Annotated in this window: 17 protein-coding genes; 7 read left to right on the top strand and 10 right to left on the bottom strand. The window is 65.5% G+C overall.

Annotation, left to right across the window (positions count from 1 at the left end):
• Positions 1–56: 56 nt before the first annotated feature.
• Complete coding sequence (locus ACTJI5_RS19055) at positions 57–809, top strand: phasin family protein (protein ID WP_439512953.1); 753 nt, start codon at positions 57–59, stop codon at positions 807–809.
• A 200-nt stretch (positions 810–1009) separates the two neighbouring features.
• Positions 1010–1372, top strand: a complete 363-nt coding sequence (gene clpS, locus ACTJI5_RS19050) for an ATP-dependent Clp protease adapter ClpS (RefSeq protein WP_405053443.1) — start codon at positions 1010–1012, stop codon at positions 1370–1372.
• A 1-nt stretch (position 1373) separates the two neighbouring features.
• On the opposite strand, the gene ACTJI5_RS19045 is transcribed toward clpS, so the two are convergent.
• Positions 1374–1865 (bottom strand): winged helix-turn-helix transcriptional regulator, encoded by a 492-nt coding sequence (locus ACTJI5_RS19045; protein WP_440861409.1) that lies wholly within the window; start codon positions 1863–1865, stop codon positions 1374–1376.
• Positions 1866–2050: 185 nt separating this feature from the next.
• On the opposite strand from ACTJI5_RS19045, the gene ACTJI5_RS19040 reads away from it, so the two are divergent.
• Both ACTJI5_RS19040 and ACTJI5_RS19035 read left to right on the top strand, forming a co-directional pair.
• Positions 2051–2782, top strand: a complete 732-nt coding sequence (locus ACTJI5_RS19040) for an SDR family oxidoreductase (RefSeq protein ID WP_440861408.1) — start codon at positions 2051–2053, stop codon at positions 2780–2782.
• The gene (locus ACTJI5_RS19035) at positions 2776–3378 is read left to right on the top strand and encodes a 2-hydroxychromene-2-carboxylate isomerase (RefSeq protein ID WP_440861407.1); all 603 of its coding nucleotides are present in this window, start codon (positions 2776–2778) and stop codon (positions 3376–3378) included. The genes ACTJI5_RS19040 and ACTJI5_RS19035 overlap by 7 nt, the downstream gene beginning before the upstream one ends.
• Here the strand turns inward: ACTJI5_RS19035 and ACTJI5_RS19030 are convergent.
• Positions 3375–4298, bottom strand: coding sequence for a DMT family transporter (locus ACTJI5_RS19030; protein WP_440861406.1), 924 nt, complete (start codon positions 4296–4298; stop codon positions 3375–3377). The two genes, ACTJI5_RS19035 and ACTJI5_RS19030, sit on opposite strands and share 4 nt — an antisense overlap.
• A gap of 85 nt (positions 4299–4383) precedes the next feature.
• Positions 4384–5445 (bottom strand): DUF3011 domain-containing protein, encoded by a 1062-nt coding sequence (locus ACTJI5_RS19025; RefSeq protein ID WP_440861405.1) that lies wholly within the window; start codon positions 5443–5445, stop codon positions 4384–4386.
• Between the two features lie 285 nt (positions 5446–5730).
• Between ACTJI5_RS19025 and murA the strand changes: the two genes are divergently transcribed.
• Complete coding sequence (murA, locus tag ACTJI5_RS19020; protein WP_440861404.1) at positions 5731–7017, top strand: UDP-N-acetylglucosamine 1-carboxyvinyltransferase; 1287 nt, start codon at positions 5731–5733, stop codon at positions 7015–7017.
• Here the strand turns inward: murA and ACTJI5_RS19015 are convergent.
• From ACTJI5_RS19015 to ACTJI5_RS18985, 7 genes are all read right to left on the bottom strand, one after another.
• Entirely contained in the window at positions 7004–8269 is a 1266-nt protein-coding gene (locus ACTJI5_RS19015) for an alpha/beta hydrolase family protein (protein WP_440861403.1), read from the bottom strand. The genes murA and ACTJI5_RS19015 overlap by 14 nt on opposite strands.
• Positions 8270–8304: 35 nt before the next feature.
• Positions 8305–9213 (bottom strand): DMT family transporter, encoded by a 909-nt coding sequence (locus ACTJI5_RS19010; RefSeq protein WP_310252705.1) that lies wholly within the window; start codon positions 9211–9213, stop codon positions 8305–8307.
• A 50-nt stretch (positions 9214–9263) separates the two neighbouring features.
• On the bottom strand, positions 9264–10274 hold the full coding sequence (locus tag ACTJI5_RS19005; RefSeq protein WP_440861402.1) for a threonine aldolase family protein: 1011 nt from the start codon (positions 10272–10274) through the stop codon (positions 9264–9266).
• Positions 10275–10315: 41 nt separating this feature from the next.
• Positions 10316–11092 carry a hypothetical protein gene (locus ACTJI5_RS19000; protein ID WP_440861401.1) on the bottom strand — a complete coding sequence of 259 codons (777 nt, stop codon included), beginning with the start codon at positions 11090–11092 and terminating at the stop codon, positions 10316–10318.
• A gap of 57 nt (positions 11093–11149) precedes the next feature.
• A complete protein-coding gene (locus ACTJI5_RS18995; protein WP_440861400.1) occupies positions 11150–11620 on the bottom strand; it encodes a hypothetical protein in 471 nt (156 codons plus the stop codon).
• A 42-nt stretch (positions 11621–11662) separates the two neighbouring features.
• Positions 11663–12880: an argininosuccinate synthase gene (locus tag ACTJI5_RS18990; protein ID WP_058536710.1), complete on the bottom strand. Its 1218-nt coding sequence runs from the start codon at positions 12878–12880 to the stop codon at positions 11663–11665.
• Between the two features lie 77 nt (positions 12881–12957).
• Positions 12958–13458 (bottom strand): hypothetical protein, encoded by a 501-nt coding sequence (locus ACTJI5_RS18985; protein ID WP_439512959.1) that lies wholly within the window; start codon positions 13456–13458, stop codon positions 12958–12960.
• Positions 13459–13591: 133 nt separating this feature from the next.
• On the opposite strand from ACTJI5_RS18985, the gene ACTJI5_RS18980 reads away from it, so the two are divergent.
• On the top strand, positions 13592–14551 hold the full coding sequence (locus ACTJI5_RS18980) for a helix-turn-helix transcriptional regulator (RefSeq protein WP_440861399.1): 960 nt from the start codon (positions 13592–13594) through the stop codon (positions 14549–14551).
• 48 nt (positions 14552–14599) lie between these two features.
• Entirely contained in the window at positions 14600–15037 is a 438-nt protein-coding gene (locus tag ACTJI5_RS18975; protein WP_310251902.1) for a DUF1801 domain-containing protein, read from the top strand.
• Positions 15038–15039: the final 2 nt, after the last annotated feature.

Here is a 15039-nt window from a genome sequence, read left to right as displayed (position 1 = left end):
TTGAAATCGCCGCGCCGCTCCTATATTGTGCACTGCAACATAGAGGAGTACCACCGATGGCTACCAAGATGGATAGTGCCGAAAAGGCTTTCGAAGCCGCGACGCTGGAAACCCCGGCCAAGCCGGTGGCAACCCCCGCCGCGCCGGCCCCCGCTGCTGCTCCGGCCGTAGCCAAGGCCGAACCGGCCCCCGCAAAGATCAAGACGGTGAAGGCAAAAGCCAAGCCGGCCGCGAAGAAGGCCGCTGCCCCCAAGGCGGTTGCCAAGAAGGTCGCTCCCAAGAAGGCGACCGTGAAAATTGCATCCAAGCCCCTTAACGCCGCGCCGAAGCCGGTCGCTGCCGCCACCAAAGGATTCAAGACCATGAACGACACCGTCAAGAAGTTCGCCGACGAAGCGAAGACCCGCGCCGAAGCCCTGACCGCCGACTTCAACGAGAAGGCCAAGGAAGCGATGAGCAAGACCAGCAAGCTGGCTGAAGATGCCGTCGAATTCAACAAGGCGAACGTCGAAGCGCTCGTCGAAGCCGGCAAGATCGCTGCCAAGGGCATCGAAACGCTCGGCCAGGAAGGCGTGACCTATGCTCGCAAGAGCTTTGAAGACACGACCGCCGCGCTGAAGGGCTACACCGCCGTCAAGACCCCGGCCGACTTCTTCAAGCTCTATGCCGAAAACAGCAAGAAGGCGTTCGACGCCGCTGTTGCGCAGACCTCGAAGACCAGCGAACTCGTCGTCAAGCTGACGAACGACAGCTTTGCGCCGATCTCGAACCGCGTTTCGGTCATCACTTCGAAGATGAAGGCCGCTTAAGCGACTTCACCTTCCACCGTTGGCGCTGGCACCCTCCCCCTCCCCTCCCCGCCTGCGCCGACACCCCAAGGCCGCTCGCTTCCCCCGGGAAGCGGGCGGTTCTTGTTTGCGGCCACCCGATCCGGCTGGCGAACGAGAGGTTAAAATCCGCGACCGCGCCTCTTGCGCTTCGCCCGCGGCTTGCGATATTCCTGCCCATGATGTTTCCTGTTGCAACAAACCAGCCGCCCCGCGCCATGGCGGACAAGGACGATGGCTCGCCCGGCACCCCCGGCGTCGGCATCGCGACGCGTACGCGCGCGAAGGCGAAAAAGCCCTCGATGTACAAGGTGCTGCTGCTCAACGACGATTACACGCCGATGGAATTCGTCGTGATGGTGCTCCAGCGTTTTTTCAACATGGATATCGAACAGGCGACGCAGGTGATGCTGCACGTCCACCAGCAGGGCGTCGGCGTGTGCGGCGTGTTCAGCTATGAGGTCGCCGAGACCAAGGTGAACCAGGTGATGGATGCCGCGCGGCAGAATCAGCATCCGCTGCAATGCACGCTGGAGAAGGCGTAAGTCAGGCCGTTCGCGCTACCTGCTCGGCCTTGAGCGCCAGCGACGGTTCGCCTTTCAAATCGCCATAACCCAGTTCCGCGCCGCACCCCGGACAGATTTTCGCCGTCCCGACATCGGCCCCGCACGTCCGGTGGACATAACGGATCGCTGGCCCGTCGCCCGTTTCACCGGGTTCGTAAGCCCAGCGTTCGGACCAGTTGCGCATCGCGTACAGCACATCGAACAGCGCCTTGCCCTTATCGGTCAGCCAATAATCGTGGCGTAGCGGCCGTTCGCTATAGGCGCGGCGCTCGGCGATCCCCTCCGCCACGAGCATCTTGAGCCGTGCCGATACCAGTTGCGGCCCCAGCCCGGTGTTCGCCGCGATCAGTTCGAAACGCCGCCGACCGAAGAGCAATTCGCGCAGGATCAACAGCACCGCGCGGTCGCCGAGCAGTTCGGCCGATCGGCCAACGGGGCATAATGTGTCCGACAGGTCCGCGCGTTTAGGCATACGCCCCTTCCTGTTTTCGTCATTCCCGCGAAAGCGGGGACCCAGTGACATCCTCGCTTGCCCAAACTGGGTTCCCGCGTTGGCGCTTAGCGCCGCCTACGGCCCCGCGGGAATGACGAAGAAGGAAAAATCTCTTGTCACTATGATTATCATAGTTACTATCGAGCGCAAGAGGAGAGTCGCTTATGTCCAATCCCGCAGCCGTTATCATCGGGGCCGGAGACGCCACCGGCGGCGCCATCGCCCGCGCCTTTGCCGCCGAAGGCCTCACCGCCTGTGTCAATCGCCGCGAACGGAACGCCGACCAACTCGAAGCGCTGGCGCAGTCGATCCGGGACGAAGGAAACAAAGCGCGTGCCTTCCCCGGTGATGCCCGCGAAGAGGACGCGATGATAGCGCTGTTCGATCAGGTCGAGGCCGAGGTCGGCCCGGTCGAGGTCGCGGTGTTCAACATCGGCGCGAACGTCAATTTCCCGATCGCCGAAACGACCGTGCGCGTCTACACCAAGGTCTGGGAAATGGCGTGCCTCGGCGGTTTCCTGATGGGCCGCGAAGCGGCGAAACACATGAGCCCGCGCGGCCGCGGCACGATCATCTTCACCGGCGCAACCGCATCCTTGCGCGGCGGATCGGGCTTTTCCGCCTTCTCGGGCGCCAAGGGTGCGCTCCGGATGCTCGCGCAGTCGATGGCACGCGAGCTCGGGCCGCAGGGCGTACATGTCGCGCACACGATCATCGACGGCGCGATCGACACCGACTTCATCAAGGGCCGCCACCCCGATTTCGACAATGCGAAAGCGCAGGATCTGATCCTCAATCCGGCCGCCATCGCCGCCAACTATGTGATGCTCCACAAGCAACCCAAAAGCGCGTGGACCCACGAACTCGACCTCCGTCCCTGGGGAGAAAAATGGTGACGAAAAGCCTCGAACTCATCTTCGATTTCGGTAGCCCCAACGCCTATCTGTGCATGAAGGCGCTCCCCGAACTGCTCGACCGCACCGGCGCCGACCTGATCATAACCCCCTGTCTTTTGGGCGGCATCTTCAAGGCGACGGGCAACAAGGCGCCGATGGTGCAATATGCCGACGCCCCCGCAAAGCTCGCCTACGAGAACCTCGAAATGCGGCGCTTCATCGAAAGGCACGGCCTCACGAAATTTCGTATTAACCCGCACTTCCCGGTCAATACACTCACGATCATGCGCGGCGCGGTTGTCGCCGAGGACGAAGGCGTGCTCGACGATTATGTCGACGCGGTGAACCGCGCGATGTGGGAGGATGGCCTGAAGATGGACGATCCCGAGGTCATCGCGACCTTCCTGTCGGCGAACGGCTTCGACGCCCCCGCGCTGCTCGCGCGCACGCAGGAACCCGAGATCAAGGCGAAGCTGGCCCAGAACACCGAGGCCGCGGTCGCACGCGGCGTGTTTGGCATTCCGACTTTCTTCGTCGGGGGCGAGATGTTCTTCGGCAAGGACCGCCTCGCACAGGTCGAGGAAGCGCTCGCTTAGGCCTGCGCTGCGGGCTGTGACGGTCGCCCGGCCACCAATATGCCGGCGACGATCAGCGCCAGCCCGATGATGTGGAACAGGTGCAGCACTTCGCCGAGGAACAGCATCGCGAGGCCCGCCCCCATCAGCGGCATCACATTCATATATTGCCCCGTCGCCGCCGAGCCGATCAGTTCGACCCCGCGATTGAAGAAGAGATAGGCGAGGAACGACGGAAAGATCGAGACATAGGCGATGGCGAGCGCGCTACCCGTCGCAGGAACGATCAGCCGCCCCGACCACAGCTCGTGCGCGTAAAAGGGCACAATGACCGCGATGCCGACCACCATCGACGCCGCGAGGAAGCTCAGCGGATGCACCGCGGGCCGGCGGCGGAGCAGCACCGAGTAAAGCGCCCAAAGCAGCACCGCGCCGCCGATGATCGCGTCGCCGATGTTGAGCTGCAATCCCCACAGCATTGCCGGGTCGCCGCGCGCGATGATCGCCAGCACGCCGGTGAGCGAGATCAGCACACCCGCGATCTGGCGCAGGCTGGTGCGGTCGCCCATCACCAACGCACCAACGACGAGAACCAGCGCCGGCAGCGCCGACTGGATCAGCATCGAATTGAGCGCGGTGGTGCTTTGCAGGCCGGTGTAGAGCAGGATGTTGAACGACCCGATCGCCAATGCGCCGAGCAGCGCGACGATCGGCCAGTTCGCGCGCAGCACCGACCAGTCGCGTTTCAGATGCGGCCAGGCGAGCGGCAACAACAGTAAAAGCGCAAAAGTCCAGCGCCAGAAAGACAAGGCGGCGGGCGGCACCAGGTCGCGCGCCGCGCGCCCGACGATCGAATTCCCCGCCCAGAACAGAGCGGTTACGGTCAGCAGCGGATAGGCCCGCGACCAAAGCGCCGCAGCCGGCCCACCATCCCTTCGCATCGCGTTTCCGACCCTGTCTTCGTCCAAAATTAGCCGCCCCGGCTTTCACCCGGGCGGCAGAAGATATCGGACGCGCGCCTCCTGTCTAGGTGAAGTCGAGCTGGACGATGTCGCTCGGCGTCGCGCGGCAATACATTTCGATCTGCTTGGCGCCGTCGGGATAGGTCGCGGTCATCGTCGCGCGGATGCGCCAGCCGCCATTGCCCTGTTCGAGCGAGATCAGCTTGTCGTAGGACAGCCGGGTGCCGCCGGTGACGCCGATCTGCCGCGCCGCATCGGTCATGCAATTCTGCACCGACGGCCGCGCCGCGCTCGGCAGCGCGGAGAGGTTGGCGCTCAGCGTTGCCGGCGGACCGGCCGGATAGGTCGGCGTTGCCGTATCCACGGGCGTCGTCGTCTGCTCGGTCGCCGCCTTCTTTTTCTTCTGGCTCGCCAGCAAGGCGATCAGGCCGCCCGCGACGACGATGCCGCCGATGATGAGTCCGGTGCTCGGCCCCTTGTCCTTGTCCTTTTCGGGCGGACGGACGTTCCGGTAGCCATAGCCGAACTCGGCGCGGCAGCCCTTGTCCACCCAGATATAATCGCTGGTGTAACCCCATTGGCGCCCGGCGTTGCACTTGCCGCCGAACCTGTTCAGCAACTCGACCCGGTCGTTGGTCCGAACGTTGCACTGTTCGTAGCGATTGCTACGCGACTCGCAGCGCAGCGTCCCCGCATAATCGTCGACCGGCTGCGGCAGCGGAGTCGGATAGCCGCCATCATTGGCATAGCCATACGCGAATTCGGCGCGGCAGCCGCCCGACACCCAGATCTGGTTGGCAGTGAAGCCCCAGTCGCGCCCCTTCGAACAGCGCCCGCCGATCACGCGCTGCAGGTCGACGCGATTGCCGGTGCGCACATTGCAGCGCTGCATGTTGTTGTTTCGCGACTCGCAGCGGATCGTTCCCTGATACCCATAGCCATTTCCGGGACGCGGCGGCTGGATTTGCGGCCCGCCCGGATAAGGCGGCACCGGACGCGGTGGCTGGATCTGGGGGCCGCCCGGCGGCGGATAGGGCAGCGTCGTCGCTTGCGGCATCGCCGGGACGGCAAGCTGGCTGGCGATCAACGTGGCCGTAGTGATGATCGTGACGACATTATTCCGCATGACCTTACTCCCCTGTGAAAAGTCGTTTCCGCTTACGCTTGCCCTGGTTCGACGAAATATTGACCTGAATAGTTTCATATTTCGGACCGGAAAGCCACGGCGAAAGCCCGTTGTCATCGGGGACGACTTAACCATGGTGCGACTTCGCTTGTTCCGCCGGATCTATTGGCTTTCGCGCCGGATCGCGCCACCGCAACAGGAGAGCCAAGGGCAAAGCAGCTTATCTTCCACAGTCACCTGCCCAGCGCCGCTTGCGCGGCATCGCGCATGCGCTAAAGACAGCCGATGGATCAGATCGTCATTCGCGGCGGCCAGCGACTCAAGGGCCGAATCCCCATCTCCGGCGCGAAGAATGCGGCGCTCACTTTGCTGCCCTGCGCGCTGCTTACCGACGAGCCGCTGACGCTGCGCAACCTGCCGCGGCTCGCCGATGTCGACGGGTTCGGGCACCTGCTCAACCAGCTCGGCTGCTCGACGACGATCGAGGGATCGCGCCCCGAGGATTTCGGCCGCGTGATGACCGCGCGCACGACGACGCTGACCTCGACCGTCGCGCCCTATGACATCGTGCGCAAGATGCGCGCGTCGATCCTCGTACTCGGCCCGCTGCTAGCGCGCGCGGGCGAGGCGACGGTGTCGCTGCCCGGCGGCTGCGCGATCGGCAATCGCCCGATCGACCTCCACCTGAAAGCATTGGAAGCCTTTGGCGCCGAGATCGAGCTCGCCTCGGGCTATGTGAAGGCGAGCGCGCCGGGCCGCGGACGCCTGCCCGGCGGCAAATTCACCTTCCCCGTCGTCTCGGTCGGCGCGACCGAAAATGCGCTGATGGCCGCGGTGCTCGCGAAGGGCACTTGCGTCCTCGAAAATGCGGCGCGCGAGCCCGAGATCGTCGACCTCTGCAACTGCCTCGTCGCGATGGGCGCGCATATCGACGGCATCGGCACCGAAACGCTGACGATCGAAGGCGTCGACCGGCTGCACGGCGCGACCTATCGCGTGATGGCCGACCGGATCGAGGCGGGCAGCTATGCCTGCGCCGCCGTCATCACCGAGGGAGACGTCGAACTGGTCGGCGCGAAGGCCGACGAGATGGAAGCGACGCTCGCCGCGCTTCGCCAGGCCGGCGCGACAGTCGAGGAAACCAAGGGCGGCATCCGCGTCGCCATGTCGGGCCGCGCCGAACCCGTCACGCTGTCGACCGCGCCCTACCCGGGTTTCGCGACCGACATGCAGGCGCAGTTCATGGCGATGGCGACGCTCGGCAAGGGCGCCTCGCTATTCACCGAAACCATCTTCGAGAACCGCTATATGCACGTCCCCGAACTGGCACGCATGGGCTGCGACATCGACGTGCGCGGCCGCAGCGCGGTGGTGCGCGGGGTCGATCAGCTGGTCGGAGCGCCCGTGATGGCGACCGACTTGCGCGCCTCGATGAGCCTGATCATCGCCGGCCTCGCCGCGCAGGGCACGACCGAGGTCAACCGCGTCTATCACCTCGACCGCGGTTATGAGCGGCTCGAGGAGAAATTGCAGGCGGTCGGCGCCGATATCGAGCGGATCAGCGCGGGGTAAGCCGCTCCGCGCGGCCGTAGGTGCCGCGCACGTCGCGTTTGATCCAGTCGGCGAGCAGTTTCAGATAGCCGTCGGTGATGCGCGTGATCTGGCGTTCGCCGTTGGCTTCGGTGGTGAATTCCCACATGCCGTGGTCGGTCTGCGGAAAGAGATAGACGTCGACGGGCTTGCCCGCTTTGGCGAGCCCGAGCAGCGCGCCGCGCGTCGTTTCGATCGGCGCCTCGCGATCTTCGCCCGCGAGCACCCAGAGCAGCGGCGCGTCGAGTTTCTTCAGCGCCGCAAGCGCGTCATAATTCCAGATGAGTTCGAGATTGTCGAAACGCGCGCGCCCGACCCGGCGCAGCTCGCCGTTGGACATCCGCGCGATCGCGCCGCTATGTTCGCCCGCGATCTTCGCCGCCCACGGCTGGCCCGCCATCTCGACGCGCACCGCGTCGAGTTCGGTGTAGCCTTCGGCGAAACCGGACAGCAGCAGCTTGCCGGTCGCGTCCGACAATCGCCCGACGAGCGCCTCGGCGTCGCGGCCAAGCCCCGCCGCGCGGACCTCCGACACCATCTGCTCGCGGTCTTCCTCGATCGGCGAGGCGACGAGGCCGAAACCGATCGCGACGAAATCGGCCTTCGTCCGCGTCGCGGCGAGCGGCGCGACCCAGCCGCCCTGGCTGCCGCCAAAGAAGCCCGCGCGACCGTGACGGCCCGCCGTCATGCTGCGCGCCCGCCCCAGCGCGTGCGCCGCATCCTCGGCAAGCAGTTCGAAATTCTGCGTATATTCGCCTTCGGAGCCGCCGGTGCCGCGCTTGTCGTAGACGAAGACCGAAATCCCCTGCGCTGCCATCGCATAGCCATAGACGCCGCCGATCGGCGAGGTGCGTTCGGATCCGTGCACCATCACGACGAGCGGCCGCTTGGCGTCGTTGCCCGGTGGTTCAATCAGCACACCGGTCATCTTCGTGCCGACACTGTCGAAGGTCGCGGGGGTTTCGCGAAAGGCGATCGGTGCCCAGCGCTTGTCGCCGACGGCCACGTCGCCCGTTCCGCATGTCAGCGGCACGTCGGCATCGGTGGTCGCGCCGCGGCGGCCGTCGCGGAACATATAGCGCAGCCCCGGCGCCGCGACCGCGGGCGACTTCACCAGCACGACGAAATCGCCGTCGGGGGCGGCATAGGTGCCGGGTGTGCAGGCGGTCTGCGCAAAGGCGGGTGCTGCCGGAAGCGTAGCGAGAAGGAGAAGGGTGCCGAGGAGATGTTTCATGGGAGCGTCCTACTGAAACAACACACCAATGGCAACTAGCTCTCGGGCTCGACCGGGACCGAAACCATATTGCCGCTGACCGACGGCCGATCGGGCCGCTTCGCGACGGCAATCACCAGCCCGATGAGCGCGACGACACCGCCCGTGATCGACAGCGTCGCCCAGCGATAGCCCTCGAACGCGGTCGAAAAGCCCATCGCGATGATCGGAATCAGCACGCTCGACCACGCCGCCTGTCCCGGCCCGACCGCGCGAATGATGTTGAAATAGAGCGGGAAGGTCACCGCGCTGGCGATCACGCCGAGATAGAGGACGCCGCCGATGTAGGTCGCGGTCGGCTCGATCACCGGCGGACCGGTGGTGATCCACGCATAGCTGCCGTCGGCGAGCGCGCCGAAGAGCATCGCCCACGCGATCATCACCACCATCGACTGCGCGCGCGCAATGCGCGTTCCCTGCATGACGTTGGCGGTCGACGCGCTCATCACCCCGGCGAGGGTCAGTATCGTGCCGAGCAGCACCTCGCCCGCGCCGACCGCGGCCGCGCGATACTCGTGAAGGATCATCAGCCCGACGCCGACAATCGCAATCCCCGCTCCCGCAAGGAAGCGCCCTTCGAGCGGGGTCTTGAGGAAGGCACGGCCGAGCAGCGTGTTGGGTACGATCAGCAGCGCGAACAGCACCGCGACAAGGCCCGAAGTAATGTGCTGCTCGGCGCGGTAGACGAAGTTGAAGTTGAAGGCGAACTGCGCGATGCCGAGCGCAACCGCAAAGAGCATTGCGCGCGGCGCGAGCAGAAGCGGTTCGCGGCGGATCGCGGCAAAGGCGAACATCGCGATCGCCGCGACCGCGAAACGATAGGTCACCGACCAGCTGGGGGGGACCACGCCGAGCTGCCCGGTGATGACAATCCAGGTCGAGCCCCAGATCAAAGTCACCAGCATGAAGGGCAGCAGGACGCGCGGGCTGAGCAGCGTGGGTGGCTGCTCGCTACTCACAATGCGCCGATCGCGGCCGCCAGCGGTGCGACCGCCTCGGCATCCTGATCCCAGCTGACGACGAGGCGCGCCGCGCCTTCACCCCAGTCGTAGAAGTCGAACCCGGCCGCGCGCAATTTGGCGGCCTCCTCGGCGGTGAGGCGCACGAACAGCTCGTTCGCCTCGACGGGGTGCATCAAGCGCTCGCCGCACGCGGCCGCGAGCTTGGCGGCACCGGCGTTGGCGGCGCGCGCGTTGGCGAGCCACAGGTCGTTCGCGAGCATGGCGCGGATCTGTGCCGCGACGAACCGCCCCTTGCTGAGCAAATGGCCGCCGCGCTTCTTGAGTTCGCGCACCCCGGCCCCGCCGCTGCCGCCGAAAAAGACGATCGCCTCGGCCATCATCGCGCCGTTCTTGGTGAAACCGAACGACAGCGCATCGACCCCCGCCCGCCACGTCACATCGGCGGGCGCGCAGCCGAGGAAAGCGACGGCATTGGCGAAGCGCGCGCCGTCCATGTGGAGTTTCATGCCCGCGCCCTTGGCGATCTCGCTGATCGCGCCGATTTCTTCGGCGCGCCAGGCAAGGCCATATTCGGTCGCGTTGGTGATGCTGACCGCCGCGGGCTGTACCTGATGCACATCCTGCCGAATGCCGGCGATGCGGGTTTTCAGGGCTTCGGTATCGATCTTCGCGCCGCGTCCGGGGAGCGGCATCAGCTTGGCGCCGCCCGAATAGAAGGTCGGCGCGCCGCATTCGTCGACTTCGATATGCGCTTCCTCGTAACAGAGGATGCCCTGCCAAGGCCGCACGAAATGCGCGAGGATGATGCTGTTCGCCGCGGTCCCGGTCGGGATCCAGACGACTTCGCATGTCGTCTCGAAAAGCTCCGAGAATGTCGCGTCGAGCGACTGGCTGAGCGCATCGCCGTCATAGGCGGTGTCGACCTGGTTCGCGGCCGCCATCGCCTCCATCACCACGGGATGGACGGTCGCGGCATTGTCGGAGAAAAAGCGGGTCGCAGTCATGGACCGCGCCTTAGCGCAGGTGCGGGCCGCTTGCTAACCCCTCATTTCTGTTGCGCTTCACCGGATACGTCTGCGGCCTCGGCCGGCGTCGATCCGCGCGCGAGGCTCGCGCCGCCGGCGACACCGAGGCCGCCCGCCATGCCCATTCCGCCGCCTCCTCCGCCGCCGCGCCCGCCGCCAGCGCCGCCGCGCGCTTCGCTGCCGCGGCCGCCGCTCTTGCCGCCGCTGCCCGACGGACGCGTCGGACCCTGCGCGGGGATGATAACGTCGGCGGGGACCGGATCGAGGTCGAGCGCCTTGCGGATGAAATCGCGCAGTTCGACGACGAGTTCGTGGACATGCACCGGCCGCCCCTCGGCAAGCTCCTGCGCCGCGCGGCTGGCGAGCCGCACCTGCGTTTCGGTGCCGAGCAGAATGATGTCGGAGAGCGCGGCCTCGACGGCGTCGCGAATGCGGCGCGGGCGATCCGATTCGCCGGGTTCGTCATCCTCCGGCGCCGCCTCGTCGGACAGGTCGATCGCGGGCTCCACTTTCGTCTCGCCCGCCTGACGCCTGATGTCGCGAAGATGGCGCGGATCGACCATCAGATCGCCGGTAAACGACCCGCCGAGCGTCTTGTACGCCGCCATCAGCGTGCGCAGCCGCTCGTTGATCTGGCGGTTCATCCGTTCACGGCGCTGCTGGATCGTCATCATCACCATCAGCCGGATGCCGACGCCGATCAGCGTGACGAGCGCGAGGCCGAGCAGCGTCGTTCCGATGCTTTGCCACGATGAGAAGTCGAAGAAGCGCATGCTACCGAATGTGCCGACGATCACCCGCGGGCGCCACCGATTTTCTGCCCGGCGCCGCGTCGCCGTTCATCGGCGTCAAAATCAGATGCCGAGGCCGTCCGAGCAGTCGAATGCCGAGGCGAGCTTTTCGCGGAAACCGGTGGTGTCCGATCCCGCGTCGACGAGCACCGCATCGCCCGCATCGAGCCGCTCGTGAAGTGCGATCGTCAGCGAGTCTTCGCTGAACAGATCGCCGACGAAACGATTGTGCGCCACGAAACGAAGCCGCTGCGGCGAGGATTCGATCACGACCGCGCGCCACGCGGGGCCATAGCTCGACTTCGCCCACAGCTTCGCGCCCAAAGGCAGCGCGCGCGTCGGTTTGCCGGTGACGACCGCGACATTGATCATCGTGCGGTCGGCCTCGTTGAACGCTTGGCGAATCTCGATCGAACCGGTGCCGAAGCGCGCGACACATTCACCCGCGGTGCGGTTCACATAGCCGAGATCAACATAAGAGGCGTCGTTGAACGCGGGCGTCAAGCCGGCGGCGGCCAGCAAAAGCGAGAACATGGACCAAGGCTCCTGTCGCAGCCGGGTCCGTGCCCGGCCGCCTTATTGACCCTGTTTCGCGAGCAATTTCAAGCGCAAGGCGTTCAATTTGATGAAGCCCGCCGCATCCTTCTGATCATAGGCGCCGGCATCGTCCTCGAACGTCACATGGCGTTCGCTGTACAGGCTGAGCGGCGACTTGCGGCCGACGACGCTGGCGTTGCCCTTGTAGAGCTTGAGGCGGACGGTGCCGGTGACATTCGCCTGGCTGTGGTCGATCGCCGCCTGCAGCATCTCGCGCTCGGGCGCGAACCAGAAGCCGTTGTAGATGAGCTCGGCATATTTCGGCATCAGCTCGTCCTTGAGGTGCGCCGCGCCGCGGTCGAGCGTGATGCTTTCGATGCCGCGATGCGCCCGCGCATAGATTTCGCCGCCGGGCGTTTCGTACATGCCGCGCGACTTCATGCCGACGAAGCGGTTCTCGACGAGATCGAGGCGGCCGATGCCATGCTTGCGGCCGAGGTCGTTCAATGCCGCGAGCAAGGTCGCGGGCGACATCGCCTGCCCATTCAGCGCGACGCCGTCGCCGCGCTCGAAATCGATCGTGATATATTCGGGCGTGTCGGGCGCGTCCTCGGGATTGACCGTGCGCGAATAGACATAGTCGGGGGTTTCTTCCCAAGGATCCTCGAGCACCTTGCCCTCCGAAGAGGTGTGGAGGAGGTTCGCGTCGGTCGAGAACGGGCTTTCGCCGCGCTTGTCCTTCGGCACGGGGATCTGGTTCTTTTCGGCGAAGTCGATCAGCGCGGTGCGGCTGGTCAGGTCCCATTCGCGCCACGGCGCGATCACCTTGATGTCGGGGTTCAGCGCATAGGCGCTGAGCTCGAAGCGGACCTGATCATTGCCCTTGCCCGTCGCGCCGTGCGCGACCGCGTCGGCGCCGGTTTCCTTGGCGATCTCGATGAGACGCTTTGAAATCAACGGGCGTGCGATCGAGGTGCCGAGCAGATAGTCGCCCTCGTAGCGGGCATTGGCGCGCATCATCGGGAAGACGAAATCGCGGACGAATTCTTCGCGCACATCGTCGATATAGATATGTTCGGGCTTCACGCCCATCAGCTCGGCCTTGGCGCGCGCGGGCTCGATCTCTTCGCCCTGCCCGAGGTCGGCGGTAAAGGTCACGACCTCGCAGCCATAGGTGACCTGCAGCCACTTCAGGATGACGCTGGTATCGAGGCCGCCCGAATAGGCGAGGACGACGCGCTTGAAGGACTCGGACATGATGGCACCTTTGGCGAGGGAAAGACGCGGGCGCCGCTAGCAGTCCGCCGCCAAAGGTGCAACCGGCTTGGCCCTCCTCAGGCGACGCGCGTCCAGTCCATGAACCAGTTGTCGTCCCACGTCTTGCCGCCGTCGCGCGAGGTGCCCTGGAACCAGCGGCAGCTTTTCGCCGTGATCCGGTCCCACACGCCGCGATAAAGTTCGGCCCCCTTTTCGCCCTCGCTTTCGGACAGGAAGGTTCCGACGCCGTCCTCGAATATGCCGAGCTCGCCCGGCACCGCGACGACGCCCGACTTGGCGTTGACGAAATGATCGGACCAGATCTTCTTTTCGACGTCGAGCAGGCGGAGGCCCATGCCCGAAAAGCCGCGCGCCGGGATGCGCAGTTCCTCGACGCTCGCGATACCGCCGAGAATGCCGACGACAGTGGCTTCGGCAGGGAATTCGATCCACTTTTCGCCTTCGCGGAATTTGTTGTGGATGCGCCATTCGCCAGTGAGAAAATCGAAATCGCCGGGCTTGCCGACGGGGGCGGGATTGATCGCGGCGGCGAAGGCAATGGGGGTGAGACGGGACATAAGGGCTCCTACGGAAAGGGCGATGATGGTGCGTCGTTCGATGTGGGTCATGACTTGCTCCCTTCGTGACGCATTTGCCCTACGCGCCCCATCCTGACATTTTCTGTCAGCTATTTTCTGCTACAGCGAAAAAATGCGCGCGAGCCGCCTCCTCTCGATCCTGATGCTGCTGCAATTGCGCGGACGGCTGACCGCGGCTGATCTCGCGGCCGAGTTCGAAGTGTCCGAACGCACGATCTACCGCGACATCGACGCGCTCTCCGCAGCGGGTGTGCCCGTCTATGGCGACCGCGGGCCCGGCGGCGGGTTCGAGTTGCTGGGCGGCTATCGCACGCGCCTCACCGGGCTATCGGCCGGTGAGGCCGAGGCGATGGCGATGATCGGCCTTCCCGGCCCGGCGGCGGAGCTGGGGATCGGTGCCGCAGCAAACGCCGCGCGCAACAAATTGCTCGTCGCGCTCCCCGGCGGCGGCGGCGCGCTCGCCGACCGGATGGCGGCGCGCTTCCACCTCGACGCGGTCGACTGGTATCGCAGCGGCGAAGCCTTGCCGCACCTTCCCGCGATCGCGCGCGCGGTACTCGATCAGCAGGCGCTGACGATGCGCTACGAAAGCTGGCAGGACGTGCGCGACTGGACGGTCGAGCCGCTCGGCCTCGTGCTGAAAGCCGGCATCTGGTATCTCGCAGCGCGCGGGGGCGGAAAGATCCGCATCTTCCGGATCGCGAATATCGACGAGCTAACAGTCGGCGATACGTCCTTCGAGCGCCCTGCCGATTTCCATCTCGCAAGCTGGTGGCAGGCCGAACAGGTGCGGTTCGAGGCCGAACTGTTCGGGGCGACCGCGACCGTCCGTGCCTCGCCCGATGGCTGCAAACGGCTCACCGCGCAGTCGCCGCGCGGCGCCGAAGCGGTCGCGCGGGCAGGCGTACCCGCCATCGATGGCTGGCGCGAAATGACGATGCGGGTCGAGGACAGCGATCATGGCGCACGCGACATGCTCGCGCTCGGCGCCGAGGTCGAAGTGATCTCGCCCTTCAGCTTCCGCCGCCGTATCGCTGCGCTCGCCTGCGCGATCGCCGCACGGCACGGCTGATTGGCTTCGCCCTCCCGAAACGCTATCCTCGCGGCAGGGAGACAGGCCATGGGCAAAACCGAGATCAAGACCAAAGCCACCGAGGTTGCCGTCGCCGATTTCATCGCCGACGTCCCCGACGCGCGCCGCCGCGAGGAAGCCGAGGCGATCGACGCGATGCACCGCCGCGTCACCGGGCTCGATCCGAAAATGTGGGGGCCGTCGATCATCGGCTATGGCAGCTACGACTATCTATACGACAGCGGCCGTTCGGGGACGATGTGCCGTGCCGGGTTCAGCCCGCGCAAGGCCGCGATGACGCTCTATCTGATGGGCCATTACGGCGACCGCCAGCCCGAAGCAGACGCGCTGCTCGCCAAGCTGGGCAAATATAAGAACGGCAAATCGTGCCTCTACATCAACAAGCTCGCCGACGTGGACCTGGCGGTTCTCGAAAAGCTCGTCGTGCTGAGCTGGGACGTGATGAACGAAAGATATCCGGATTGACG

The sequence above is a fragment of the Sphingopyxis sp. 22461 genome, assembly GCF_052044915.1.
GTDB lineage: Bacteria > Pseudomonadota > Alphaproteobacteria > Sphingomonadales > Sphingomonadaceae > Sphingopyxis.
This window is presented reverse-complemented; position numbering and strand designations above follow the sequence as displayed.

Excerpts from the sequence above, each read along its gene's own strand:
- ACTJI5_RS19055 (WP_439512953.1), top strand. The coding sequence starts at position 57 with ATGGCTACCAAGATGGATAGTGCCGAAAAGGCTTTCGAAGCCGCGACG.
- clpS (WP_405053443.1), top strand. The coding sequence starts at position 1,010 with ATGTTTCCTGTTGCAACAAACCAGCCGCCCCGCGCCATGGCGGACAAG.
- ACTJI5_RS19045 (WP_440861409.1), bottom strand. The coding sequence starts at position 1,865 with ATGCCTAAACGCGCGGACCTGTCGGACACATTATGCCCCGTTGGCCGA.
- ACTJI5_RS19040 (WP_440861408.1), top strand. The coding sequence starts at position 2,051 with ATGTCCAATCCCGCAGCCGTTATCATCGGGGCCGGAGACGCCACCGGC.
- ACTJI5_RS19035 (WP_440861407.1), top strand. The coding sequence starts at position 2,776 with ATGGTGACGAAAAGCCTCGAACTCATCTTCGATTTCGGTAGCCCCAAC.
- ACTJI5_RS19030 (WP_440861406.1), bottom strand. The coding sequence starts at position 4,298 with ATGCGAAGGGATGGTGGGCCGGCTGCGGCGCTTTGGTCGCGGGCCTAT.
- ACTJI5_RS19025 (WP_440861405.1), bottom strand. The coding sequence starts at position 5,445 with ATGCGGAATAATGTCGTCACGATCATCACTACGGCCACGTTGATCGCC.
- murA (WP_440861404.1), top strand. The coding sequence starts at position 5,731 with ATGGATCAGATCGTCATTCGCGGCGGCCAGCGACTCAAGGGCCGAATC.
- ACTJI5_RS19015 (WP_440861403.1), bottom strand. The coding sequence starts at position 8,269 with ATGAAACATCTCCTCGGCACCCTTCTCCTTCTCGCTACGCTTCCGGCA.
- ACTJI5_RS19010 (WP_310252705.1), bottom strand. The coding sequence starts at position 9,213 with ATGCTGGTGACTTTGATCTGGGGCTCGACCTGGATTGTCATCACCGGG.
- ACTJI5_RS19005 (WP_440861402.1), bottom strand. The coding sequence starts at position 10,274 with ATGACTGCGACCCGCTTTTTCTCCGACAATGCCGCGACCGTCCATCCC.
- ACTJI5_RS18995 (WP_440861400.1), bottom strand. The coding sequence starts at position 11,620 with ATGTTCTCGCTTTTGCTGGCCGCCGCCGGCTTGACGCCCGCGTTCAAC.
- ACTJI5_RS18990 (WP_058536710.1), bottom strand. The coding sequence starts at position 12,880 with ATGTCCGAGTCCTTCAAGCGCGTCGTCCTCGCCTATTCGGGCGGCCTC.
- ACTJI5_RS18985 (WP_439512959.1), bottom strand. The coding sequence starts at position 13,458 with ATGTCCCGTCTCACCCCCATTGCCTTCGCCGCCGCGATCAATCCCGCC.
- ACTJI5_RS18980 (WP_440861399.1), top strand. The coding sequence starts at position 13,592 with ATGCGCGCGAGCCGCCTCCTCTCGATCCTGATGCTGCTGCAATTGCGC.
- ACTJI5_RS18975 (WP_310251902.1), top strand. The coding sequence starts at position 14,600 with ATGGGCAAAACCGAGATCAAGACCAAAGCCACCGAGGTTGCCGTCGCC.